The sequence below is a fragment of the Stenotrophomonas sp. KH_036_B genome (assembly GCF_057839485.1).
Genome location: NZ_CM174491.1, coordinates 1497785 through 1520309, shown reverse-complemented (window position 1 = coordinate 1520309; position 22525 = coordinate 1497785). Strand labels below are relative to the sequence as shown.

Annotated in this window: 18 protein-coding genes; 9 read left to right on the top strand and 9 right to left on the bottom strand. The window is 66.9% G+C overall.

Features of this window, described 5'->3' with window-relative positions:
• Positions 1-14 precede the first annotated feature (14 nt).
• Positions 15-1019 carry a magnesium and cobalt transport protein CorA gene (locus tag AC3ITN_RS06940; RefSeq protein WP_313348280.1) on the top strand — a complete coding sequence of 335 codons (1005 nt, stop codon included), beginning with the start codon at positions 15-17 and terminating at the stop codon, positions 1017-1019.
• Here the strand turns inward: AC3ITN_RS06940 and AC3ITN_RS06935 are convergent.
• The 4 genes from AC3ITN_RS06935 to AC3ITN_RS06920 all read right to left on the bottom strand — a co-directional run bounded on the left by AC3ITN_RS06935 (position 1016) and on the right by AC3ITN_RS06920 (position 5352).
• A complete protein-coding gene (locus AC3ITN_RS06935; protein ID WP_489392462.1) occupies positions 1016-2380 on the bottom strand; it encodes an NAD-dependent succinate-semialdehyde dehydrogenase in 1365 nt (454 codons plus the stop codon). The genes AC3ITN_RS06940 and AC3ITN_RS06935 overlap by 4 nt on opposite strands.
• Positions 2381-2471: 91 nt before the next feature.
• Positions 2472-3314, bottom strand: a complete 843-nt coding sequence (locus AC3ITN_RS06930; protein WP_489392461.1) for an ABC transporter permease subunit — start codon at positions 3312-3314, stop codon at positions 2472-2474.
• Entirely contained in the window at positions 3311-4222 is a 912-nt protein-coding gene (locus AC3ITN_RS06925; protein ID WP_313348285.1) for an ABC transporter permease subunit, read from the bottom strand. Before AC3ITN_RS06925 ends, AC3ITN_RS06930 begins: the two co-directional genes overlap by 4 nt.
• Complete coding sequence (locus AC3ITN_RS06920) at positions 4219-5352, bottom strand: ABC transporter ATP-binding protein (RefSeq protein WP_313348286.1); 1134 nt, start codon at positions 5350-5352, stop codon at positions 4219-4221. The genes AC3ITN_RS06925 and AC3ITN_RS06920 overlap by 4 nt, the downstream gene beginning before the upstream one ends.
• Before the next feature lie 442 nt (positions 5353-5794).
• Between AC3ITN_RS06920 and AC3ITN_RS06915 the strand changes: the two genes are divergently transcribed.
• Entirely contained in the window at positions 5795-7135 is a 1341-nt protein-coding gene (locus AC3ITN_RS06915; protein ID WP_489392460.1) for a flavin-containing monooxygenase, read from the top strand.
• Positions 7136-7188: 53 nt separating this feature from the next.
• Here the strand turns inward: AC3ITN_RS06915 and AC3ITN_RS06910 are convergent, their stop codons facing one another.
• Positions 7189-8295 carry a polyamine ABC transporter substrate-binding protein gene (locus AC3ITN_RS06910; RefSeq protein WP_313348290.1) on the bottom strand — a complete coding sequence of 369 codons (1107 nt, stop codon included), beginning with the start codon at positions 8293-8295 and terminating at the stop codon, positions 7189-7191.
• Positions 8296-8457: 162 nt separating this feature from the next.
• A complete protein-coding gene (locus AC3ITN_RS06905) occupies positions 8458-9909 on the bottom strand; it encodes a glutamine synthetase family protein (protein ID WP_489392459.1) in 1452 nt (483 codons plus the stop codon).
• A gap of 231 nt (positions 9910-10140) precedes the next feature.
• Between AC3ITN_RS06905 and AC3ITN_RS06900 the strand changes: the two genes are divergently transcribed.
• Positions 10141-11427: an NAD(P)/FAD-dependent oxidoreductase gene (locus AC3ITN_RS06900; RefSeq protein ID WP_489392458.1), complete on the top strand. Its 1287-nt coding sequence runs from the start codon at positions 10141-10143 to the stop codon at positions 11425-11427.
• Positions 11428-11575: 148 nt separating this feature from the next.
• Here the strand turns inward: AC3ITN_RS06900 and AC3ITN_RS06895 are convergent, their stop codons facing one another.
• Positions 11576-12193, bottom strand: a complete 618-nt coding sequence (locus AC3ITN_RS06895; protein ID WP_489392457.1) for a DUF6338 family protein — start codon at positions 12191-12193, stop codon at positions 11576-11578.
• A gap of 1134 nt (positions 12194-13327) precedes the next feature.
• Here AC3ITN_RS06895 and AC3ITN_RS06890 point away from each other — a divergent pair.
• Both AC3ITN_RS06890 and AC3ITN_RS06885 read left to right on the top strand, forming a co-directional pair.
• Positions 13328-14668, top strand: a complete 1341-nt coding sequence (locus AC3ITN_RS06890) for a GGDEF domain-containing response regulator (protein WP_313348298.1) — start codon at positions 13328-13330, stop codon at positions 14666-14668.
• A gap of 70 nt (positions 14669-14738) precedes the next feature.
• Complete coding sequence (locus AC3ITN_RS06885) at positions 14739-15200, top strand: bacteriohemerythrin (RefSeq protein ID WP_489392456.1); 462 nt, start codon at positions 14739-14741, stop codon at positions 15198-15200.
• Here AC3ITN_RS06885 and AC3ITN_RS06880 read toward each other — a convergent pair.
• The gene (locus tag AC3ITN_RS06880; protein ID WP_313348302.1) at positions 15181-16476 is read right to left on the bottom strand and encodes an MFS transporter; all 1296 of its coding nucleotides are present in this window, start codon (positions 16474-16476) and stop codon (positions 15181-15183) included. The two genes, AC3ITN_RS06885 and AC3ITN_RS06880, sit on opposite strands and share 20 nt — an antisense overlap.
• Positions 16477-16684: 208 nt before the next feature.
• On the opposite strand from AC3ITN_RS06880, the gene aptA reads away from it, so the two are divergent.
• The 4 genes from aptA (at position 16685) to AC3ITN_RS06860 (ending at position 21121) form a co-directional block, all read left to right on the top strand.
• Positions 16685-18037, top strand: a complete 1353-nt coding sequence (aptA, locus tag AC3ITN_RS06875; RefSeq protein WP_489392455.1) for an omega-aminotransferase AptA — start codon at positions 16685-16687, stop codon at positions 18035-18037.
• A 71-nt stretch (positions 18038-18108) separates the two neighbouring features.
• Positions 18109-18993, top strand: coding sequence for a ParB N-terminal domain-containing protein (locus tag AC3ITN_RS06870; RefSeq protein WP_489392454.1), 885 nt, complete (start codon positions 18109-18111; stop codon positions 18991-18993).
• A 312-nt stretch (positions 18994-19305) separates the two neighbouring features.
• Positions 19306-20598 (top strand): DUF445 domain-containing protein, encoded by a 1293-nt coding sequence (locus AC3ITN_RS06865; RefSeq protein ID WP_313348307.1) that lies wholly within the window; start codon positions 19306-19308, stop codon positions 20596-20598.
• 124 nt (positions 20599-20722) lie between these two features.
• Positions 20723-21121: a DUF4124 domain-containing protein gene (locus tag AC3ITN_RS06860; RefSeq protein ID WP_313348309.1), complete on the top strand. Its 399-nt coding sequence runs from the start codon at positions 20723-20725 to the stop codon at positions 21119-21121.
• Positions 21122-21152: 31 nt separating this feature from the next.
• On the opposite strand, the gene AC3ITN_RS06855 is transcribed toward AC3ITN_RS06860, so the two are convergent.
• Complete coding sequence (locus AC3ITN_RS06855) at positions 21153-22388, bottom strand: aminotransferase class V-fold PLP-dependent enzyme (RefSeq protein ID WP_489392453.1); 1236 nt, start codon at positions 22386-22388, stop codon at positions 21153-21155.
• Positions 22389-22525 lie beyond the last annotated feature (137 nt).

Genomic DNA, 22525 nt, shown 5'->3' with positions numbered 1-22525 from the left:
GCACGATACCGCCCATGGAAAACACGGCCATTGCCACGCCCAACCCGCCCTGCGTCATCAACTGCGTGCACTACGACGACCAGGGCAAGCGCCACGACATCAGCCTGGACGCGATCAGCGATGTGATCGAGAGCGGCAACGGCTTTGTCTGGGTGGGCCTGTACGAGCCCGCCGACAGCGTGCTGCTCAAGCTGCAGGAAGAGTTCTGCCTGCACTCGCTGGCCATCGAGGACGCACGCAACGCGCACCAGCGGCCGAAGGTGGAGGCCTACGGCAACTCGTTGTTCGTGGTGGTCACTACCGCGCAGATGGTCGACGAGCGCATCGCCTACGGCGAGACCCACGCATTCCTTGGCCCCCGCTTCCTGGTCACGGTGCGGCACGGCGCCTCGCTGTCGTACGCCGCGCCGCGCGCGCGGGTGGAACGCGAGCCGGACCTGCTGCGCAGGATGGGCCCGTCCTACTGCCTGTACGCGGTGCTGGATTTCGTCGTCGACAACTACCTGCCCATCACGCAGCGCTACCGCGACACGCTGGAACTGCTGGAAAAGGACATCTTTTCCGACAGCTACAAGCGGCAGACCGTGGTGCGCCTGTACGAACTGAAGCGCGAACTCAACAAGATGCGCATGGCGGTGGCCCCGCTGCAGGACATGCTGGCGCAGATCAAGCGCTACCAGGGCGACCTGGTGCCCGAGGAAGTGAAGCTGTACCTGCGCGATGTGCATGACCACGCGGTGCGGATCAGCGATGTGATCGATACGCTGCGCGAGATGCTGGGCACCGCGCTGAGCGTCAATCTGTCGCTGGTGACGCTGGCCCAGGGCGAGACGGTCAAGCGCCTGGGCGCATGGGCGGCACTGCTGGCCGCCCCTACCCTGATCACCAGCTGGTACGGCATGAACTTCAGCCACATGCCCGAGCTGAACCAGCCATGGGCGTACCCGGCAATGATCGTCGGTGTCGGCGCGATCTGCGTCGGCCTGTACCGGTTGTTCAAGCGGGTGCGGTGGCTCTAGGCCACGTAGACGGTTTTGATGTTCATGAACTCATGGATGCCGTGGTCGGCGAGTTCACGGCCGAAGCCCGAGCGCTTGCTGCCACCGAACGGCAACCGTACGTCGCTCTTGACGATGGCATTGACGAACGCGGCGCCGCATTCCAGCCGCTTGGCGATTCCCTCGCCGCGTACCGGGTCGCCGCTCCACACGCTGCCGCCCAGCCCGAAGGTAGTGTCATTGGCCACCCGCAGCGCGTCGGCGTCATCGCGTACGCGCAGGATCGCGGCCACCGGCCCGAACAGCTCTTCGTCATAGGCGGGCATGCCGGGCACCACCTGGTCCAGGATCGTGGCCGGATAGCCCGCATGGGTTCCCGGCACCGGCTCACCGCCAAGCAGGACCTTCGCGCCCTTGGCCACGCTGGCCTGCACCTGCTTGTGCAGTTCCTCGCGCAGGTCGGCGCGGGCCATTGGGGCCAGGGTGGTCTTCTCGTCCTGCGGGTCGCCGTACACCCGCTGCGCCGAGGCGGCCACGAACTTTTCCACGAACGCATCGGCGATCGCATCGACCACGATGAAGCGCTTGGCGGCGATGCAGGTCTGCCCGCTGTTGTCGAAGCGTGACTTCACTGCCGCGGCGACCGTCTTGTCCAGGTCGGCGTCATCGAGCACCACGAAGGCATCGCTGCCGCCGAGCTCCATCACGCATTTCTTGAGCTGGTCGCCGGCATTGGCCGCGATCGAGCGCCCGGCGCGCTCGCTGCCGGTCAGCGTCACCGCCTTGACCCGCTTGTCGCGCAGCACGTCGGCGGCCTGGTCGTTGTCGATGTGCAGCACATCGAACACGCCGTCGGGCAGCCCACCGTCACGGCAGACCGCCAGGATCAGGTCGGCGCACTGCGGCACGTTGCTGGCGTGCTTGAGCAGCGCCACGTTGCCCGCCATGAAGGCCGGCGCGAGGAAACGGAACACCTGCCAGATCGGGAAGTTCCACGGCATCACCGCAAACACGCACCCGATGGGCTCGTAGCGTACGTAGCTGCGCTGCGCTTCGGTATCAATCAGCTGCGGCTTCAGGTAGTCGGCGGCGTGGTCGGCGTAGTACTCGCAGGCCTGCGCGCATTTTTCCACCTCGGCCAGCGCCTCGCCCTTGAGCTTGCCCATTTCACTGGTCATGGCCTGCTGGATGTCGTCCTTGCGCGCACGCAGCTGGGCGGCGATGCCATGCAGGATCGCGCCGCGTTCCTGCAGCGAATGTGCCGACCACAACGGGAACGCCGTGGCGGCGGCAGCCAGCCGTTGCTCGATGTCGGCGGCCTTCAGCAGTTCATGCCGGTAGGTGACCTGGCCGGTGGCGGGGTTGACGATTTCAACGGTCATCGCGGTGCTCCGAAAGACAGGCCCCTATTCTGCGCCCGCCCCCGTGAGCCGGATGTTGCCGGTGTTGGCGGCGCCGCCCTACCCGTCCGCGCTACCGGTCCTGCAGCGCCATCTGCATGTCGCGCTGCCGGCGCTTGTCGCTGCGGGCGGTGATGAACCAGCCCACCACCGCCGCGATCGACACCGCCAGCACCATCAGCGTCGCCAGTGCGTTGATCTCCGGCTTGATGCCCATCCGCACGGAGGCGAATACCTTCATCGGCAGCGTGGTCGAGTTCGGGCCCGCCACGAAGCTGGCAATCACCACGTCGTCCAGCGACAGGGTGAACGCCAGCAGCCAGCCGGCCACCAGCGCCGGGGCGATGATCGGCAGCGTGATCTGGAAGAACACCTTCAGGCGGCTCGCGCCCAGGTCCATCGCCGCCTCTTCGAGCGAACGGTCCAGCTCCTGCAGGCGCGAGGACACCACCACCGTCACGAACGACAGGGTGAAGGTCACATGCGCGATCCAGATGCTGGTCACGCCCCGGCTGGGGAAGCCCGGAATTCCGCCCATCGCCACCAGCAGCGTCATCAGCGAGAAACCCAGGATCACCTCCGGCATGACCAGCGGCGCGGTGATCAACGCACCGAACAGGGTCTTGCCAGGGAAGCGCCGGAAGCGCGTCATCACCATCGCCGCCATCGTGCCCAACACCGTGGACGCACTGGCCGTCCAGAACGCCACCTTCAGGCTGATCCACAGCGCGTCCAGGATCTGCCGGTTGTTGAACAGCGCTCCGTACCAGCGCGTGGAGAAGCCCGACCAGACCGTGGCCAGCTTGGAGGCGTTGAACGAATAGACCATCAGCAGCAGGATCGGCAGGTACAGGAAGGCGAAGCCCAGCCCCAGCACCGACCAGCCCAGCCAGCGGCTGCGACGCACCATGCTCATGTCAGCTTCCCTTCCAGCTCACGCTGCTGCACGCGGTTGAACAGCAGGATGGGCACCAGCAGCAGCGCCAGCATCACGATCGCCACCGCAGATGCCGTCGGCCAGTCGCGGTTGTTGAAGAACTCGCCCCACAGCACCCGGCCGATCATCAGCGTGTCCGGCCCACCCAGCATCTCCGGAATCACGAACTCGCCCACCGCCGGAATCATCACCAGCATGCAGCCGGCGATGATGCCGGTGCGCGACAGCGGCAACGTGATCGTCAGGAATGCCTGCCACGGCTTGGCGCCCAGGTCGTAGGCCGCCTCCAGCAACCGGTTGTCGAGCTTGACCAGGTTGGCGTAGAGCGGCAGCACCATGAACGGCAGGTAGCAGTACACGATGCCGATGTAGGCGGCGGTCGGGGTGTACAGGATCTGCAGCGGCGCATCGATCAGCCCGATCTTCAGCAGCAGCTGGTTCAGCAGGCCATTGCGGTCGAGGATGCCGATCCAGGCATACACCCGGATCAGGAACGAGGTCCACGACGGCAGCACCACCAGCATCATCGCCACGTTGCGTGCCGCCGGCGGCATCCGCGAAATGACGTACGCCATCGGGTAGCCGATCAGCAGCGTGAACAGCGTGGCGATCACCGCGATCTTGATCGAGCTCAGGTAGGCCAGCAGGTACTGGCTGTCCTTGACCAGCGCGGCGTAGTTGCCGAGGCTGAGCTTCAGCGAGAAGGCCCCGTCCACGTACTCCAGCAGCCACGTGTACGGTGGTGAGCCGACCTGGGTGCGCGCGAACGAGATCATCAGGATGATCACGAACGGCACCGCGAAGAACAGCAGCAGCCACAGGTACGGCGCGGCGATCACACCGCTGCGCGTTCCCGGGAGCCAACGCTTCCAGCCGGTGGCGTTCATGCGGTGAGCACCACGCCGTCGTTGTCGCGCCAGTGCACCCACACGTTGTCGCCCCAGGTGAGCCCGTCGCTGGCCCAGCGCTGCGAATTGGCGAAGTTGGACAGCACCTTGGCGCCGCTCGGCAGGCGCACGTGGTACACCGAGTGACTGCCGAAGTAGGCGATCTCCTCGATCACGCCCTGCGCCTTGTTCGTGTCACCGGCCGGCTCCTGCTTGCCGATCATCACCTTCTCCGGGCGCAGCGCGAACGCCACCGGCTGGCCTTCGTAGCCGGTGATGCCGTGCGCGACATAGATCGGCGCCGGGAACAACGGCGTGCGCACGGTGACGTACTCGGGCAGGTCCTCGTCGATCACCCCTTCAAACAGGTTCACCGAGCCGATGAAGCTGGCCACGAAGCGGTTGGCCGGCTGCTCGTAGATCTCGTCCGGTTTGCCCACCTGCTGGATCCAGCCCGCGTCCATCACCGCGATGCGGGTGGCCATGGTCATCGCCTCTTCCTGGTCATGGGTGACCATCACGCAGGTCACGCCGGAGGTTTCGATGATGTTGACCAGCTCCAGCTGCATCTGCGAGCGCAGCTTCTTGTCCAGCGCGCCCATCGGTTCGTCCAGCAACAGCAGCTTGGGCCCCTTGGCCAGCGAACGGGCCAGCGCCACGCGCTGCTGCTGGCCGCCGGAAAGCTGGTGCGGCTTGCGCTTGGCCAGCTTGCCCAGCTGCACCAGGTCCAGCATTTCGCCCACCCGCGTGCGGATCGCGTCGCGGGCCAGGCCGTCCTGCTTCAGGCCGAAGGCGATGTTCTGCTCGACCGACATGTGCGGGAACAGCGCATACGACTGGAACATCATGTTGAGCGGCCGCTGGTAGGGCGGTAGCGCGTTGATGCGCTGGCCATCCAGGTCGATGGTGCCGGCCGTGGGCGTTTCGAAGCCGCCCAGGCAGCGCAGCAGGGTCGACTTGCCACTGCCCGACCCGCCCAGCAGCGCGAAGATCTCGCCCTTATTCACGTCCAGGCTGACATCGTCGAGCGCGACGAACCCGTCGAACTCCTTGCGCAGCGCGCGGATGGACAGATAGCCCGGCTCCAGGGCCGGGACGACCTCGCCTTCCGGCTTGGCTTCAAATGGCATGGGCAGCGGCTCCGCGAGCGGCGACAGGAGGGGAATGGCCCATTTTAGCGGCCGTTGGCGACAGCAGCGATACCGGATCGTGGCGGTTGGGCACCCACTGACTGGAGTTGACCCCACCCACCCTAGTCAGGCGGCTGCCGAGGCGAGGTGAACGGCTCGACTGCGACACGGCCGGCCTTCCGCATGACCCACCTCGGTGTTCATCTGCGCCTTGACGCCGCCGCGCCCGGGCGGCCGATGGAACGGGGCGGTTGCGAACGGTCGGCTGACGTCTGTGGCCGTCTGGGCACCCACCTTGGAGGGTTTCTTGATCGACGACACACCTCGGCACGGCAGGACGCGTGCGCCACGCGGCCCATCACACTCTGGGCGAGACCGCGTTGACCCAGCGGCGGTGCGAAGGCGATACCTGCGTGGATGGCAAACGCGCAAGGAGCCTCGCATGCGGACGAATCAAACAACACCGACCCCCTCCCCGCCACCGGTTGATGTGGTGGTCATCGGCGCGGGCCATTCGGGCCTGGCACTCAGTGCCACCCTGATGGAGGCCGGTGTGCGCCACCAGGTGCTGGAGGCGGAGACCATCGGCGCCAGCTGGACCCGACGATGGGATTCCTTCCGCCTCAACACGCCCAACTTCCTCACCGCCCTGCCCGGTTACCGCTACGAGGGTCCGGACCCGACCGGCTTTGCCACCGCGCCGGAGGTCATCGACATGCTGACCGGCTACGCGCGTCAGCGGCAGCTGCCCGTCGTGGAGAACTGCACCGTGCAGCGGGTGTTCGCTGCAGGGAATGGATATCGCGTTAAAACCAGTGACGGCATGCTGCATGCACGCTGCCTCGTGGTGGCGAGCGGGGAGTACCGGCGCCCGCGCTGGCCGCGGCCGTTCTTCTCCCCCGCTCCCGGGCTGGAGGTCCTTCATTCCGGCGACTACCGGCGGCCACAACAGCTTGGCCCGGGCGCCGTGCTGGTGATCGGCGGTGGCCAGTCCGGCGCGCAGATCGCGCAGGACCTGCGCGCGGCGGGACGCAAGGTGTTCTGGTCGATGGCCGACCGCTTCTCGCACATCCGCCGGGTACGCGGCCGCGATTCCATGCACTGGTGGGACATGCAGGGGCTGCTGCACCGCCATGTGCGCGAGCACCCGGACGTGGTCGCTGGTGTGCCGGGCGCACTGCAGAAGGCAAGGACGGCAGAGTTTCCCCTGGTGTCCGGAACCGGTGCGCTGGGCATGGGCAGCTCGATCAGCCTGCTGTCGATGCACCGCGACGGCATCGTGCTGCTCGGCAAGCTGGAACACCTGGAAGGCCACATCGCGCAGTTCGGCGACGTACGGCCGCAGATCCGTGCGGCGGTCGCCGGCACGCGTGCCGAGTTCAACCATCTGAACGACATGGCGGACGCGCACTACGCCTCGACGCTCGAGGTACCTACCGACGACGCGCGCTACCTGCCCGAAGAGGTCTACCTGGATTGGGAACCCGAGGCCGCGCCGCGCTGCCTCCGCCTGGATGACGAGGGCATCGGTTCGCTCGTGCTCGCCACCGGATTCGAAGCGCATTGGCCGTGGCTCGATGTACCCGGCGTGCTCGACGCGCGCGGCTATCCGCTGGGCGAACATGGGGTGTCTCCCCAGGCCGGGCTGTTCTTCCTCGGCATGTACAACCTGCAGCGGCCGAGTTCCAACTTCCTGTGCAACGGCGGGCGCGATGCGGCTGAGTTGTTGCCCGCCATCATGCGTCACCTTGCTGCATCGGCCACGCCTGCACCACATGCATGAAAAAGGCCGCCGGGATGTACGCCGGCGGCCTGGCATTCAAGCACTCGGGTGGCTCAGCGACCCGTCTTGACCTCGGTCCACAACCGGGTATACAGCTTGTCCACTTCCGGCGGGTTGATCGAGTAGGTGAACATCTTCGCGGCCACGTCGGCCGGCGGGTAGATGGTCGCATCGGTGCGGATCGCTTCGTCCACCAACGGGGTGGCCGCGCCGACCGGATTGGCGTAGTGGATGAAGTTGGTGTTGGCCGCGGCCACCTTCGGGTCCAGCAGGTAGTTGATGAAGGCGTAGGCCGCTTCGGGGTGCTTGGCATCCTTGGGGATGGCCAGCATGTCGAACCACTGCGGCGCGCCTTCCTTCGGAATCGAGTAGGCCACGGTCACGCCGTTGGCCGCCTCGGCAGCGCGGTCGCGGGCCTGGATGATGTCGCCCGACCAGCCCACCACCAGGCAGGTGCCACCGTTGGCCAGCGAGCCCACGTACTGCGACGAGTGGAAGTTCTGCACGTACGGCCGGATGCTCTTGAGCAGGTCGGCCGCCTTCTGGATCACGGCCGGGTCGTGGCTGTGCGGATCTTCGCCCAGGTAGTGCAGCGCGATGGGAATCATGTCGGCCGGGGTATCCAGGATCGTGATCCCGCAATCCTTCATCTTCGCGATGTTTTCCGGCTTGAAGATCAGGTCCCAGCTGTTGGCGATCTCGGTGCTGCCGCCGAAGCGCTCCTTGAGCATCTCCACGTTGTAGCCGATGCCGGTGGTGCCGATCATGTACGGCACGCCGTACTTGTTGTCCGGATCCTGCTGCGCGATGCGCTTCATCATCTCCGGATCGAGATTGGCCAGGTTCGGAATTCTGCTCTTGTCCAGCGGCAGGAACACGCCGGCCTGGATCTGGCGGCCGAAGAAGTTGAGCGTGGGCACCACCACGTCGTAGCCACTGCCACCGGCCAGCAGCTTGGTTTCCACCATCTCGTCGCTGTCGAACACATCGTAGGTCACCTTGATGCCGGTGGCCTTCTCGAAGTTGGGGATGGTGTCTTCAGCGATGTAGTCGCTGTAGTTGTAGACGTTCAGCACCTTGCTGTCGTCCTGCTTGGCACCGCCGCCGCAGGCGCTGAGCATCGTGACGGCAATGCCGAGGGTGAGGATTCGCAGCTTCATCGGACTCTCCAACAGATCGGGTGCGAGGTGGGGGAACCGGCCAGGCCGGTACGACCGGTGTCAGCCTAACGGGCAGGCGACCATTTTCCCAGCACGCGCTCCTCACGGCCATGCCTGATCGGGCGGGCAGGTCCGCCGGCGCCCTGCCCAGCCCTGCCCCGGTCAGACGTTCAGCAGCAGGAACTCGCGCTCCCAGGAGCTGATCACCCTGAAGAAGGTCTCGTATTCCTTGCGCTTGACCGACACGTAGGCACGGCAGAAGCGTTCGCCCAGCATCTCGCGCAGTTCCGGGCAGCGTTCCAGCCCGTCCAGCGCCTCGCCCAGCGAGCGCGGCAGGTCGTAGCCCAGCTCCTTGGCGCTGCCGGCGATCGGCGCGGTGGGCGAGCCCTGCTCACGGATGCCCAGCAGGCCCGCCGCGAGCGTGGCCGCCATGGCCAGGTACGGATTGGCGTCGGAGCCGGCGAAGCGGCTCTCCACGCGCATGTTTTCCGGGGTGTCCATCGGCACGCGCAACCCACAGGTGCGGTTGTCGAAGCCCCAGTGCACGTTGCTCGGCGACACCTCGCCAAATACCAGGCGACGGTAGGAGTTCACGTTGGGGGCGAAGAACGCCATCGCCGCCGGGACGTATTTCTGCAGGCCGGCCAGGTAATGGCCGAACAGCGGGCTGAAGTCCTCGCCGCCGTTGTCGCCGCTGAACACGTTGTGGCCGTCGCTGATCCGCACCAGGCTCTGGTGGATGTGCATGGCACTGCCCGGTTCGGTCTCCATCGGCTTGGCCAGGAACGTCGCATAGACCCCGTGGCGCATGGCCGACTCGCGCATGGTGCGCTTGAACAGGAACACCTGGTCGGCCAGGTCCATCGCGTTGGCGTGGGTGAAGTTGACCTCCAGCTGCGCCGCGCCGGACTCGTGGATCAGCGTGTCCACGTCCAGCTTCATCGCATCGCAGTAGTCGTACATGAGATCGAGAATGGGGTCGAACTCGTTCACCGCATCGATCGAATAGGACTGCCGCGCGGTCTCCGGGCGGCCGGAGCGGCCGGCGGGCGGCAGCAGCGGGAAGTCCGGGTCGGTGTTTTTCTGGACCAGGAAGAATTCCAGCTCCGGGGCCACCACCGGGCGCAGGCCCAGCTCGGCGTAGGCGTCCAGCACCCGGCGCAGCACGTTGCGCGGCGCCAGCTCATGCGGCTCGCCGTGCTTGGTATAGCAGTCGTGGATCACCTGCGCGGTGGGGTCGGTGGCCCAGGGCACCATGCGGACGGTGTCCGGGTCGGGGCGCAGGATCATGTCCGAGTCCGACGGCGAGGTCAGTTCGTAATAGTCGTCCGGGAATTCGCCGGTGACGGTGGTGGCGAAAATGCCTTCGGGCAGGCGTGTGCCGTAGTCGTGCGAGAACTTGTCGGCAGGAATGATCTTGCCGCGGGCGTTGCCGGTGATGTCCGGCACCAGGCATTCCACCTCGGTGATGTGGCGCTCCTTGAGCCAGCGCAGCAGGGCGCTCTCCTCGGCCACGGGCTTGGCTGCGGCCTTGCGCGAGGGTGCCTTGCGCGACGGTGCGGCCGCCTTGCGCGACGGAGAAGGGGATTTGCGCGAACGCGTTCGGGTGGTCATGAGCGGTCTGCTGTGCGTGAGCAACGGCGACAAGCATCGCCGAAGGCGTGGAAAATGCCGTGATTGAACCGGGTGCGACGCACCTGCGTCGTGCCCGAATGGCCTGGCTGCACGTTACGCCTGCCCGCTGACACCGCGCAACCGTGCGCTGCCGTCACGCCTGTCGGGCGCCGGTTGCTGGCATGCTGTACCCATGACTGCCGTTCGCTCCCCTGCTGCTGCGTGCCGACCATGACCCTCCCCGGCCAGGCACACGCACCGAGCTGGTATGCCGACAGCGTACCGGTCTCCGCACTGCGTACCCCGCTGCGCGGCGACCATGCCACCGACGTGTGCGTGCTGGGGGCGGGCTATACCGGCCTCTCGGCGGCGCTGTCGCTGGCCGAGCGTGGCTACCGGGTGACGATCCTGGAGGCGCACCGCGTCGGTTGGGGCGCATCCGGGCGCAACGGGGGGCAAGCCATTGTCGGTTACGGCTGCGAGGTGGATACGCTGGAACGGCTGGTCGGCCATGCCGATGCACGACGGCTGTTCGACTTCTCGCGCGACGGCATGGCCCTGCTGCGTCACCGCCTGCAGCACTACGCCATCGACTGCGATTGGCGCGACGGCCATGCCAGCGTGCCGATCAGCCTGCGCCAGGAAAAAACACTGCGCCAGGGGCTGCTGACGCTCGCCGAACGCTACGACTACCCGCTGCAGTGGTGGGACCAGGTCGCGCTGCGCACGCAGTTGGACAGCCCGCGCTATCGAGGCGCGATGTTCGATGCGGCCAGTGGCCACCTGCACCCGCTCGCGTATGCGCAGGGCCTGGCGCGGGCCGCCGAGGGCCTGGGCGTGCTCATCCATGAAGCAAGCCCGGTGGTCGAACTGGTCCGCGGCACCCGGCCGCAGCTGCGCACCGCACAGGGGACGGTCAGCGCCGGGCAGGTGGTGATCGCGGGCAACGCCTGGCTGCAGGGCATCGCGCCGGAGCTGGAGAGCCGGATCATGCCGGTGGGCACCTACATCGGCGCCAGCGAGGTGCTGGGCGAGGCGCGCGCACGCTCGCTGATCCGCAACGACATGGCGGTGGCCGATGTGAGCTGGGCGCTGGACTACTTCAAGCTCAGCGCCGACCACCGGCTGCTGTTCGGCGGGCGCGCCAGCTACTCCGCGTTGCCGCCCCCCGGGCTGCGCGGGGTGATGACGCGGCGCATGCACCAGGTCTTCCCGCAGCTGGCCGACGTGCGCATGGACCAGGTCTGGGGCGGTTACGTGGACATCACCCGCAACCGCGCCCCGCACTGGGGCCGGCTCACCCCGAACGTGTACTTCGCGCAGGGATTCTCGGGCCATGGCGTGGCGGCCACCGGGCTGGCCGGCGCGATCATCGCCGAGGCCATTGCCGGGCAGAACGAACGGCTGGATGTATTCGAACGCATTCCGCATGGGCGCTTCCCCGGCGGGAAGCTGCTGCGCATGCCACTGCTGGTGGCGGCGATGTCCTGGTACAAGTTGCGGGATGTGGTGGGGTGAGCCGAGGTTGCCACGCAGGGCGTGGCACTACGGCCGCTTGGGTGCAGGCGGCGGATTGGGGGGGAGCTGAGGGCGTTTGATGCGCGGTGGCGCACCCGGGGTCGCAGGATCAGGGCGCCGGCCAGCCGGAAGTGGCGGATTTGAGCCTTTACGGAGAAATGCCATCGTCGCCTCCTTTAGCGGGTAACAGTTCGACCCATCGAACATCCTCTGCGCGAATGATTATGCCATCGAGGGCAGCAAGCACGAGCGGGGGGCCGTCCTCGAGTATCCACGCCGGGTCCTGAAGATAGAACTGCCCCATGCATGGATCGACAGGCCATTCCTTGGGCCAACCTGTCAGCCGCCTGCCATCCTTGAGATGAAGAATGACGTCCGAAGAATGGGAAGCCAGAACGCAGAACCATTCGCTGGGATGCGAACTGCGCGACGTTAATCCCTTCCTTCGCAGCCAAGTGTGGAACACGTCCTTGTTCACCGCTGCCGCTACGGTCGATCCCAACAGTATTGCGACAATCACCGACCACACCACCTGGCTGGGGGCCGTCCACGCTCCGATCGCAAAGGTTCTTCCAACGACTTCCAGCAACAGCTGGATCAGTTCGATAAGGCCTTGTACGACAAATGTGAAAACCAATGCTTCAATGGTTCTTTCAAACTGTCCTGGCTTGGGATGTGACGTAAGTCCATAGAACATCCATGCGGAAAGGAAGCCTGGCAGCAGGAACGTGAGTAGTGGGGTCACTTCCTTGTAGAGGTTGTCCATGCGTTGCGGACCAGAGTTGCGGGCACAGAGGAATCGTAGTGACCGGAAACAAGCTTGTACGTGCCCGAGCTCTCATTCAATTGAGGTTGCGATTGATTCTTCCTTCGGATTGACCGGCTGGAGTCAGGACGAATGAGATGATCGATTCGTGAAGGTCACGAGCAAGGGACTTGACCACACTGGCGCGCCGAACCACGAGAACTTCAGCATCGTCGTGAGCCCAGTTAATGCGAACAGGTCGTCTTGCACCTCAGCGCCCCATCCGCACGGGAATACCCCGGGCCTTGCCAGCCTCCAGCACAGCCTCGAAGGCATCCAGATAGACGACGCGCTGTGCTTCAGCCGCCAAGCCCTGCCTACAGTCTTGGTACGCCCGCTTACCGCTTCCAACGCCCAGTGACATGGTCACGCACTGATCGACACCATGCGGGTCCGAGCGCAGGCACTCGCTGGCATCGTTTGCGCGAGGCTGCTGAGCAATGCGACATACGCTGGGAGCCAACCTAACAACTTGGGCACATCCTTGAGTGATTGGGCTGGCACTGCCGCTGGGGATGCACTCATTGGTAAGCTCGTTGAATGCAAGAGCAAAGACGAGGTTCGCAAACAACTGGCTGACTTCGTCGACATGTTCAAACTGGGTGATCTCCCGTTGCCGAAGGGAAGAGTACCCCTCCTTGATGAGGCTCGCAGCGCACTTGAGTACTGCGAATCCTTCTTCACGAGCTCTGCCGGGCGCGTCATTTCGATGCCCAATGGGGGTTGGATCTCGTCTCAGCCAGGCCAATGGACAGCGCCGAGTACGAAGCTCGCTGGGACCGCCAGTTCGCCGCCTGAGGCTGCAGGCTGGGCACGTCGAGGAACTTGTAGGCGGCTTCGGCCCGCGGTCAACGCCGGATGCATGGGCCGGGTGCAGATGGCGCCCGGCTTCGGCGGCTTGTGCCGCACTGCGCGCGGTTGACACGCATGGCGTGTCATTACGCGTTGTTGAGGGCCCATTTGGATATGGGTCGATCAACGCGTGGTGCGCCTCGGACGGGGGTCGCGGATCACAGATCCGCACATTGACCCTAAAGTCGCGTGTGAAGACGCCGATATTCCTTCCGACCCTCTCGGAAATCGAGCGTACGCGACATGCCGGCACTGTTTCAGGGCGCCTTCGACAGCGAACCCGCTGACTCCCTCCCCCAGCGGATCCTGCTGGTGGAGAACTCGCGCACGTTCACCAGCATGCTCAAGGAAGCCATCGAACAGCGGCTTGAGCTGCCGGTGTCCGTGGCCACCTCCCTGGCCGAGGCCGGGCGCCTGCTGGATGAGGAGGAAGGCTGGTTCCTGGTGCTGACCGGGCTGGTGCTGGCCGACGGCGACCGCGACAAGGTGGTGGAATATTTCCTGTCGCGCGGGCTGCGTACCGTCGTGGTCAGCGGGGTCTATGACGAAGACCTGCGCAAGCGCGTGCTGCAGCAGCAGATCATCGACTACGTACTGAAGAACACGCCCGGCAGCATCGACTACCTGGTGTGGCTGGTGCAGCGACTGGACCGCAACCGCCGTATCGCGGCGCTGGTGGTGGATGATTCGATGTCCGCGCGGATGTACGCCGCCTCGCTGCTGCGCATGTACGGGCATGACGTCTACGAAGCCGCCGACGGCGCCGAGGGACTGAAGGCGATCGAGGCACACCCGGCGATCCGGCTGGCGGTGGTCGACCAGGAAATGCCCGGCATGGAGGGCGTGGAATTCACCCGCCGGCTGCGGACCCTGCGCTCGCGCGACAAGGTGGCGGTGATCGGCATTTCGGGCAACACCGACCCGTCGCTGATTCCGCGCTTCCTCAAGAACGGCGCCAATGACTTCCTGCGCAAGCCGTTCTCGCGCGAGGAGTTCTTCTGCCGCGTCTCGCAGAACGTGGACCAGCTGGAGCTGATCGGCACGCTGCAGGACCTGGCCACGCGTGACTTCCTCACCGGCCTGCCCAACCGCCGGTTCTTCCTGGAACACAGCCAGCGCCAACTGCCCAAGCTGCAGCTGGAGGGCGAGCAGGTCGCCGTGGCGATGATCGACATCGACCACTTCAAGCACATCAACGACACCCACGGGCATGAAGCCGGTGACGACGCGCTGCGCGCGGTGGCCGCCGCAGTGGCCGACCACGCGCGCGACCAGGACCTGATCGCACGCTTCGGTGGCGAAGAGTTCTGCCTGCTGGTGCCGGGGCTGGAAGAAGACGAGGCGGTGGGCTACTTCGAGATCCTGCGCCAGCGCATCGCCGCGCTTGAAGTGGACCTGGGCCACACCACGCTGCGCATGACGGTGAGCATCGGCCTGTGCTGCCTGCGCCCGCAGCACGACTCGCTGCACCGGCTGATTTCCGAGGCCGACCGCCAGCTGTACCTGGCCAAGGCCGCCGGCCGCAACCGGGTATGCAGCACGCGGGTGGCCACCGCCGCCCGGGAACCCGCGCTGGCGCCTTGATCCAGATCAACGCAGGGCCGCCCCGCCCTGCCTAGAGTCGTTTCCTGTTGAACAGCGCAGGAAACACGACATGGCACTTCTGGTCTGGCAGGACGACCTGAACATCGGCATCGACGTCATTGACCACCAGCACATGCGGATCGTCGAGATGCTCAACCACCTGCACGTGGCGCAGACCAGCCTGCACAAGGTGGCGGTGGCCGAGGTGATCGACGAACTGGTGGACTACACCATGTCGCACTTCGCCTTCGAAGAAGAGCTGATGGAGGAAGCCGGCTATCCGTTCTGCGCCGCGCACAAGCGCGTGCACGAGATTTTCGTCAAGCGGGTGGCCGAGTACCGGCTGCGCTTCCAGGCCGGCGAAGACGTGACCGACGAGCTGCGCACGATGCTCTCGCGCTGGCTGTTCAACCACATCCGTGGCGACGACAAGGCCTACGCCGAGTCGGTCAAGCAGCACCTCAACCAGTTCGCGCGCGACCACCAGCAGGGTGGCTGGCTGGGCCGTACGCTCAAGCGGTTCTTCCACTGACCCGGACCGGCCGACCCATCGCCAGCAATGCCAGGATGGTCACTACGGCAGTCAGGCACAAGTAGTAGCCCACTGCGACCAGCCCGAAGCGCTCGGCCAGCCACGTCGCTACGTACGGGGCCGGTGCGGCACCGAGGATGCCGGCCAGGTTGAACGACAGCGAGGCGCCGGTGTAGCGCACCTGCACCGGGTAGATCTCGGCCAGGAAGGTGCCGCAGGGCCCGTACGTCAAGCCCATGAGGAACAGCCCCAAGGACAGGAAGCCCAGCACCATCCACGGGCTGCCCGCCTGGAACAGCGGGGCGAACACCACGCCGAAACCGAGGATCAGGCCGCTGGCCACGATCATCGTGCGCCGGGTTCCCCAGCGGTCGCCGTAACGCGCCGACAGCGGAATGCCGGCGGCGAAGAACAGGATGCCGACCATCTGCATCAGCAGGAACTGCTCACGGGTGTAGTGGAGCACGGTGGTGCCGTAGCCCAGGGTGAACACGGTCATCAGGTAGAACAGCACGAACGTGGCGAAGGCACCGAGCGTACCCAGCACCAGGCTGCGGGAGTGATGGCGGATCACGGTCCACATGGGCAGCCGCACCCGCTCGTTGCGCGCCAGCGCGGCGCGGAACTGCGGGGTCTCATGGATGTTCAGGCGCACCCACAGGCCCACCGCCACCAGCAGCGAGCTGGCCAGGAACGGCACGCGCCAGCCCCACTGCAGGAAGTCGGCATCGCTCATCGCGCGCCCGAGCAGCAGGAAGATGCCGGCCGACAACAGGAACCCCAGGGGTGCACCCAGCTGCGGGAACATGCCGTACCAGGCACGCTTGCCGGGCGGCGCGTTTTCCGTCGCCAGCAGCACCGCTCCGCCCCATTCGCCGCCCAGCCCCAGGCCCTGCCCGAACCGGCACAGCGCCAGCAGCGCCGGCGCCACCAGGCCGATGCTGGCGTGCGTGGGCAGCAGGCCGATCGCCACCGTGGACACGCCCATGGTCAGCAGCGCCGCCACCAGCGTGGCCTTGCGCCCGATGCGGTCGCCGTAGTGGCCAAACACTGCCGACCCGACCGGACGCGCGATGAAGGCCACCGCGAAGGTCGCCAGCGATTGCAGCAAGGCCGCGCCGTCGCTGCTGTCGGGAAAGAACAGGTGCGGAAACACCAGCACCGCCGCCGTGGCGTAGATGTAGAAGTCGAAGAACTCGATGGTGGTGCCGATCAGGCTGGCCAGCAGGATGCGGCGTGGAGCGTTGGCGGCGGGTGCAGCGGCAGGAGTCGACATCGTTCACAGGCAGAAGGAGCAGCTGCCCGATTCTGCCACGGGCGCACCACCGCACGGCACGATGGTTGCACACGCAACGTTGGGTGGCCCTGGCCATGCGGAGCGCAATCCGCGGCAGACCCGGCCGTTGGCCGGACCCGGCGTTGCACGGCAAGGCAACGCATCCCACAGTAGAGTCGAGCTCATCCAGGCCAACGGGATCAACACCATGCCGCGCACCGAACTCTCGCCGTCGTCGCTGTCCCAACAGGTGCCGGCGGCACTGGATGCGTACTGGATGCCGTTCACCGCCAACCGCCAGTTCAAGGCGGCGCCGCGCCTGCTGGTGCGGGCCGAGGGCATGTACTACCACGACGTTGACGACCGCCCCATCCTCGACGGGGCCGCCGGCCTGTGGTGCTGCAATGCCGGTCATGCGCGGCCGCGCATCGTGCAGGCCATCCAAGCGCAGGCCGCCACGCTGGATTTCGCGCCGCCCTTCCAGATGGGCTCGCCGCTGCCGTTCGTGCTGGCGCAGCGGCTGGCCGCGCTGGCGCCCGGGCCGCTGAACCATGCGTTCTTCACCAATTCCGGTTCGGAGGCGGTGGATACGGCGATGAAGATCGTGCTGGGCTACCACCGGCTGCGTGGCGAGGGTCAGCGCACCCGCTTCATCGGTCGTGAGAAGGCCTACCACGGTGTCGGCTTCGGCGGTCTGTCGATCGGCGGGCTGCCCAACAACCGCAAGGGCTTCGGACCGTTGCTGGCCGGCAGTGATTTCCTGCGCCACACGCTGGACCTGTCACGCAATGCGTTCAGCCCCGGCCTGCCCCGCCACGGCGCCGAGCTGGCCGAGGACCTGGAACGCCTGATCGCGCTGCACGATGCCTCCACCATCGCGGCGGTCTTCGTCGAACCCATCGCCGGGTCGGCCGGGGTGATCCTGCCGGCTCCGGGCTACCTGCAGCGCCTGCGCGAGATCTGTGACCAGCACGGCATCCTGCTGGTGTTCGACGAGGTGATCACCGGTTTCGGCCGGGTCGGCAACGCGTTCGCCGCACAGCGCTTCGGGGTCACGCCCGACCTGCTGACCCTGGCCAAGGGCCTGACCAACGGCGCGGTGCCGATGGGCGCGGTGATGGTCTCCGACGCGATCCACGCCGCCTACATGCAGGGGCCGCCCGGCGCCATCGAGCTGTTCCACGGTTACACCTATTCGGGCCACCCGCTGGCCTGTGCGGCCGCACTGGCGGCGCTGGATACCTACGCCGCCGAAGGCCTGTTCGACCGCGCCATCGAGCTGGGCGAGTACTGGCAGGCACGGCTGCACAGCCTGCGCGGGCTGCCGAACGTGGTGGACATCCGCACCTTCGGGTTGATCGGCGCGGTCGAACTGGCCCCGCGCAAGGACGCGCCCGGCAACCGCGGCTACGAGGTGTTCGAGCGCTGCTTCCGCGACGGCGAGCTGCTGGTGCGCTGCACGGGCGATGTGATCGCCCTGTCGCCGCCGCTGATCATCGACAGGGACCAGATCGACCGGATCGTGGACGTGCTGGGCGAGATGATCCGCGCAACGGGCTGAGCGGTGCCGGGCAGAGTCGCCCCGACGCGACGGGTACAATGGGCGGTCATTACCCGCTCGCCTCGGATTGCATGGACATCGTCGTCAAAGAAGAACTCAAGGCTTACATCGATCCGCTCACCGCCGACGAACATGACGCGCTGGAGCGCAGCATCCTGGCCGAGGGCTGCCGCGACGCGCTGGTGCTGTGGAACGACGTGCTGGTGGACGGGCACAACCGCTACGGCATCTGCCAGAAGCACGACCTGCCCTTCCAGACCGTGCAGAACACCCGCTTCCAGTCGATGGACGACGTGCACCTGTGGATGATCGAACAACACCTGGGCCGGCGCAGCGTGTCGGACTTCCAGCGCGGCGTGCTGGCGCTGCGCAAGCGCGACATCCTGGCCGAGCGCCACCGCGCCGACCAGGCCAGGCTGCAGCAGGAAAGCGACGGCGAGATCGCCGATGCCACCCCGGAAGGCGATGAAGACAGCCCGCCGTGGGCGCCGGCACCGAAGGTCAGCCGCGCCGACATGGCGCGCGAGGCGCGGCTGAGCAGCAGCCAGGTGACGATGATCGAACGCATCCACACCCAGGCCGCGCCCGAGCTGGTGGAGGCGGTCAGGAGCGGCGTGATTTCGATCAGCGCGGCCGCCGCGGTGGCCGCATTGCCGGAAGACGAACAGCGCGCGGCCGCCGTGGCCGGCAAGGACGAGCTGAAGCAGGCCGCCAAGCGCGTCCGCGAGGCCAAGCGCAAGCCGCGCAAGCCGGTGCAGGACGTGCTGCACAGCCCCGATGGCGAACTGGAGATCGAAGCCGGTCGCGAAGTCGAGATCGCCGATGCGCTGAACGCGCTGGGCGAAGGCCCGGCCGAGCTGCGCCAGCGGGTGATCGCGCTGACCCTGGAAAACGACGCCCTGCGCAGACAGCTGGCCGCGCTGCGCGCGAACGTATCGGCGGAACAGCCCCGGTAGTGCCGGCCGCTGCCCGGCTCCAGACGACCCCGGCATCCGGTAGTGCCGGCCGCTGGCCGGCTCCAGACGATCCCGGCATCGCGTAGTGCCGGCCGCTGGCCGGCTCCAGACGATCCCGGCATCGCGTAGTGCCGGCCGCTGGCCGGCTCCAGACAATCCCGGCATCCGTAGTGCCGGCCGCTGGCCGGCTCCAAGCAATCCCGGCATCCCGTAGTGCCGGCCGCTGGCCGGCTCCAGACAATCCCGGCATCCTTGCAGAGCCGGCCAGCGGCCGGCACTACGTCGTCATTTGGTGCTGGGTAGACTTGCGGCATGAATGCATCGCCACCTGCAGACCCACGCCGCGCCCAGCTGCGCCGCCTCAAGGCCATCGCCCTGGCGATGCTGCTCGCCATGCTGGCCGGCTTCGTCGTCAGCCACCTGTACGGCGAGCGTGGCATCTGGGCGTGGGTGTCGGCATTCTGCGAGGCCGCCGCGGTCGGTGCATTGGCAGACTGGTTCGCGGTGGTGGCGCTGTTCCGCCGTCCCCTGGGCCTGCCGATTCCGCACACCGCGATCATCCCGCACAGCAAGGACCGCATCGCCGACAGCCTGGCGGTGTTCGTGCGCGACCAGTTCCTGGAACCGCAGGCGTTGCTGGCGCGGTTGCAGGTGTTCGACCCGGCCAGCCGGCTGGGCAGCTGGCTGGCCGATCCAGCGCGGTCACAGATGCTCGCCGACATGGCGCGCGGCTGGGCGCTGCAGGCCCTGGACTTCCTCGACGAGGCGGCGGTCCGGCGCAGCATCCAGGCGTTCGTGGTGGAACAGCTGCGCCAGTGGAATGCCGCCGCCACCGCCGGCGAGCTGCTGGGGCTGCTCACCGCCGACAACCGCCACCAGCGCGTGCTCGATGAAGGACTGACCCGGATCAGCCAGTGGCTGGACAACGAGGCGGTCAAGCAGCGCGCCTCCGAACTGATCGTGCGTTACATCCAGCGCGAATGGCCCAAGCTGGCCAGCACGGTGAACTGGGTCAAGCCGATCGACGAGATCGGCGACAGCCTGGCCGAACGCATGGCCCATGCGGTACTGGCCGAGCTGCAGCAGATCCTGGCCCAGCCCGAACACCCGCTGCGGCGTGACTACGAAACCTGGCTGGGCGAGTACATCCAGCGCCTGCGCAGCGACCCGGCGCTGGCCGGGAAGGTCGACCAGCTCAAACAGCAGGTGATCGACCACCCGGCGGTGCAGGACTACGTGCAGGGGCTGTGGGCGCGCATCCACGCCAGCCTGCGCGCCGACCTGTCCAGCCCGGACTCGGCGCTGGCCGGCTACCTGCACCGCAGCCTGGCCAAGATCGGCCAGGCGCTGCAGGACGACCCGTCGCTGCGCGAGGCGCTCAACCAGCACCTGATGGACGGCGCGGAGCGTCTGACCAGCCGCCTGCGCGACGGCGTGACCACGCATATCGCGCAGACCGTGAAGGGCTGGGACGAGCGCCACCTGGTGGAACAGCTGGAGCTGAGCGTCGGCCGCGACCTGCAGTTCATCCGCTTCAACGGCACCCTGGTGGGCGGGTTGATCGGCTTGCTGCTGCATGCGTTGACGGTGTGGATGCATTGGTGACGCCGCGTCACCAGCAACGCTCGTGACCCGTCGCGGTGGTTGACAGTTTGACCGGGTGTTTTTGCGACGTGGTTCGCGTATTCTGCCGCGCATTCAGGGCTGGAGTGGCCCGCTGGGGGGATCCATGCGAAGGACGATCATCATGCTGGCGTTGTGTGCGCTGGCCGGCAATGCCCATGCCGGGCGCGTGTACAAATGCCTGGCCGGCGGCCAGACCATCTACCAGACGGTGCCGTGCCCGCCGGAGCAGGATACGGGGGTGACCCGGCCCATCACCAAGGACCCGAACCTCACCTGGGAAGAGCGCACGCGTGCCCAGCGCGACCTGTACCAGGCGCGCCGCCGCATGCAGGCCGACGCCGGCCGTGGCCAGCCGCCGGTACGCGGCTCGGTGATCGACGGTGCGGCCGATCCGGAGCAGTGCGAAGAGCTCCGGGCGCGGCGCGAGATCAGCCAGGTGTTCGGCCGCCCGGTACCGGAACGCATCAACAACGACATCACCAAGGCCTGCGCGAACCGCTGAACACCTGCTCCGCCGGCAATCGCCTGCGGCGCTACCCCGCCACCGCGCGTACCGCCTGCACCAGCGCGTCCATCTGCGCAGGCGTGCTGAAGATGCCCGGGGTGACGCGCAGGCAGGCCCCGGAGGCCAGGCCTTCGCGCGCCACCACGAACACGCCCGACTGCTGGAGCATGCGTTCGGCGGTGGCCATGTTGGCGTCCATGCCCAGCTGCCCACGCAGCCGGAAGGCGGCGATGGCGCTGGAGAGCCGCGGGTCCGCACTGGCCAGCACCTGCACCCGTGCATCGTCGCGCACTGCGTCCAGCCACTGGTTGCGCAGGCGCAGCAGGCGCGCGCGCTTGGCGGCCACGCCGATGCGCTGGTGCAGCGCAAGCGCCACCGGCAGCGCCATGCAGGCGGCGAAGTTCACTGTCCCGGTATGCAGTCGGGTGCGGATATCGTCCTCATCCGGCTCGCCCATGTACGGGTCCAGGTCGCGCACGCGCCCCCGACGCACGTACATGGCGCCCAGGCCGACCGGCGCGCCGAACCACTTGTGCAGGTTGATGCCGACGAAGTCCGCGCCCAGCTCGCGCAGTGGCGTCTCCACCTGGCCAAGGCCGTGCGCCGCATCGAGGACCACGTCCACGCCCGCCGCACGCGCCAGCGCGCAGATCTCGGCCACCGGCAGCAGCATGCCGTTGCGGTGGTTGACCTGGGTGAGCAGCAGCAGCCGGGTGCGCGGGTACCTCGCCAGGGCCTGGCGGTACGCATCCACGATGCCATCGTGGTCGAAGGGCTCGGGCAAGGCGATGCGCTGCACGTCAACGCCGCGGCGCTGCTGCAACCACTGCATCGCGCCGATCATGCTGTCGTAGTCGATGTCGGCATACAGCACGCCATCGCCCGGGGCGAGCCGCCGATAGCCGCCGATCAGCAGCTGCATCGCCTCGGTCGCGCCGCGGGTCAGGACGATCTCGTCGACCGCCACGCCCAGCACCTGCGCGAGGTGCGCGTGGGCCTGTTCGAGCAGCGCCGGGAACGTGCGCCGCCCGAACCACGCGTTGCCCCGGTTCACCGTCACGGTCGCCTGCTGGTAGGCCCGCAGGACCGGATCGGCCATGGCGCCCCAGTAACCGTTGTCGAGCATGACCACGTCGTCGGTCAGGTCGTACAGCGCCCGTACCTGACCCCACCAGGCTTCATCGCCGGCCAGCACCGCGGGATCGCATCCGGCGCGATCGGGCAGCACCACGCCGTCCTCCAGGCAACGCTCTGCTTCGTTCATGACGCGAGTATCGCAGTGAAGCCATCAATCCTGCTTGCCCTCTCAAATGATAATGCCTATCATTACCGAATCAGTTGCACGCCCCGCCTGCACCCTTGGAACCGTTTCCGCACCTGTCGCCCTGTCACTGGGTTGCG

Bases quoted from the DNA above. Each gene is read 5' to 3' on its own strand.
- AC3ITN_RS06940 (WP_313348280.1), top strand. From the start codon at position 15: ATGGAAAACACGGCCATTGCCACGCCCAACCCGCCCTGCGTCATCAAC.
- AC3ITN_RS06935 (WP_489392462.1), bottom strand. From the start codon at position 2,380: ATGACCGTTGAAATCGTCAACCCCGCCACCGGCCAGGTCACCTACCGG.
- AC3ITN_RS06930 (WP_489392461.1), bottom strand. From the start codon at position 3,314: ATGAGCATGGTGCGTCGCAGCCGCTGGCTGGGCTGGTCGGTGCTGGGG.
- AC3ITN_RS06925 (WP_313348285.1), bottom strand. From the start codon at position 4,222: ATGAACGCCACCGGCTGGAAGCGTTGGCTCCCGGGAACGCGCAGCGGT.
- AC3ITN_RS06920 (WP_313348286.1), bottom strand. From the start codon at position 5,352: ATGCCATTTGAAGCCAAGCCGGAAGGCGAGGTCGTCCCGGCCCTGGAG.
- AC3ITN_RS06915 (WP_489392460.1), top strand. From the start codon at position 5,795: ATGCGGACGAATCAAACAACACCGACCCCCTCCCCGCCACCGGTTGAT.
- AC3ITN_RS06910 (WP_313348290.1), bottom strand. From the start codon at position 8,295: ATGAAGCTGCGAATCCTCACCCTCGGCATTGCCGTCACGATGCTCAGC.
- AC3ITN_RS06905 (WP_489392459.1), bottom strand. From the start codon at position 9,909: ATGACCACCCGAACGCGTTCGCGCAAATCCCCTTCTCCGTCGCGCAAG.
- AC3ITN_RS06900 (WP_489392458.1), top strand. From the start codon at position 10,141: ATGACCCTCCCCGGCCAGGCACACGCACCGAGCTGGTATGCCGACAGC.
- AC3ITN_RS06895 (WP_489392457.1), bottom strand. From the start codon at position 12,193: ATGGACAACCTCTACAAGGAAGTGACCCCACTACTCACGTTCCTGCTG.
- AC3ITN_RS06890 (WP_313348298.1), top strand. From the start codon at position 13,328: ATGCCGGCACTGTTTCAGGGCGCCTTCGACAGCGAACCCGCTGACTCC.
- AC3ITN_RS06885 (WP_489392456.1), top strand. From the start codon at position 14,739: ATGGCACTTCTGGTCTGGCAGGACGACCTGAACATCGGCATCGACGTC.
- AC3ITN_RS06880 (WP_313348302.1), bottom strand. From the start codon at position 16,476: ATGTCGACTCCTGCCGCTGCACCCGCCGCCAACGCTCCACGCCGCATC.
- aptA (WP_489392455.1), top strand. From the start codon at position 16,685: ATGCCGCGCACCGAACTCTCGCCGTCGTCGCTGTCCCAACAGGTGCCG.
- AC3ITN_RS06870 (WP_489392454.1), top strand. From the start codon at position 18,109: ATGGACATCGTCGTCAAAGAAGAACTCAAGGCTTACATCGATCCGCTC.
- AC3ITN_RS06865 (WP_313348307.1), top strand. From the start codon at position 19,306: ATGAATGCATCGCCACCTGCAGACCCACGCCGCGCCCAGCTGCGCCGC.
- AC3ITN_RS06860 (WP_313348309.1), top strand. From the start codon at position 20,723: ATGCGAAGGACGATCATCATGCTGGCGTTGTGTGCGCTGGCCGGCAAT.
- AC3ITN_RS06855 (WP_489392453.1), bottom strand. From the start codon at position 22,388: ATGAACGAAGCAGAGCGTTGCCTGGAGGACGGCGTGGTGCTGCCCGAT.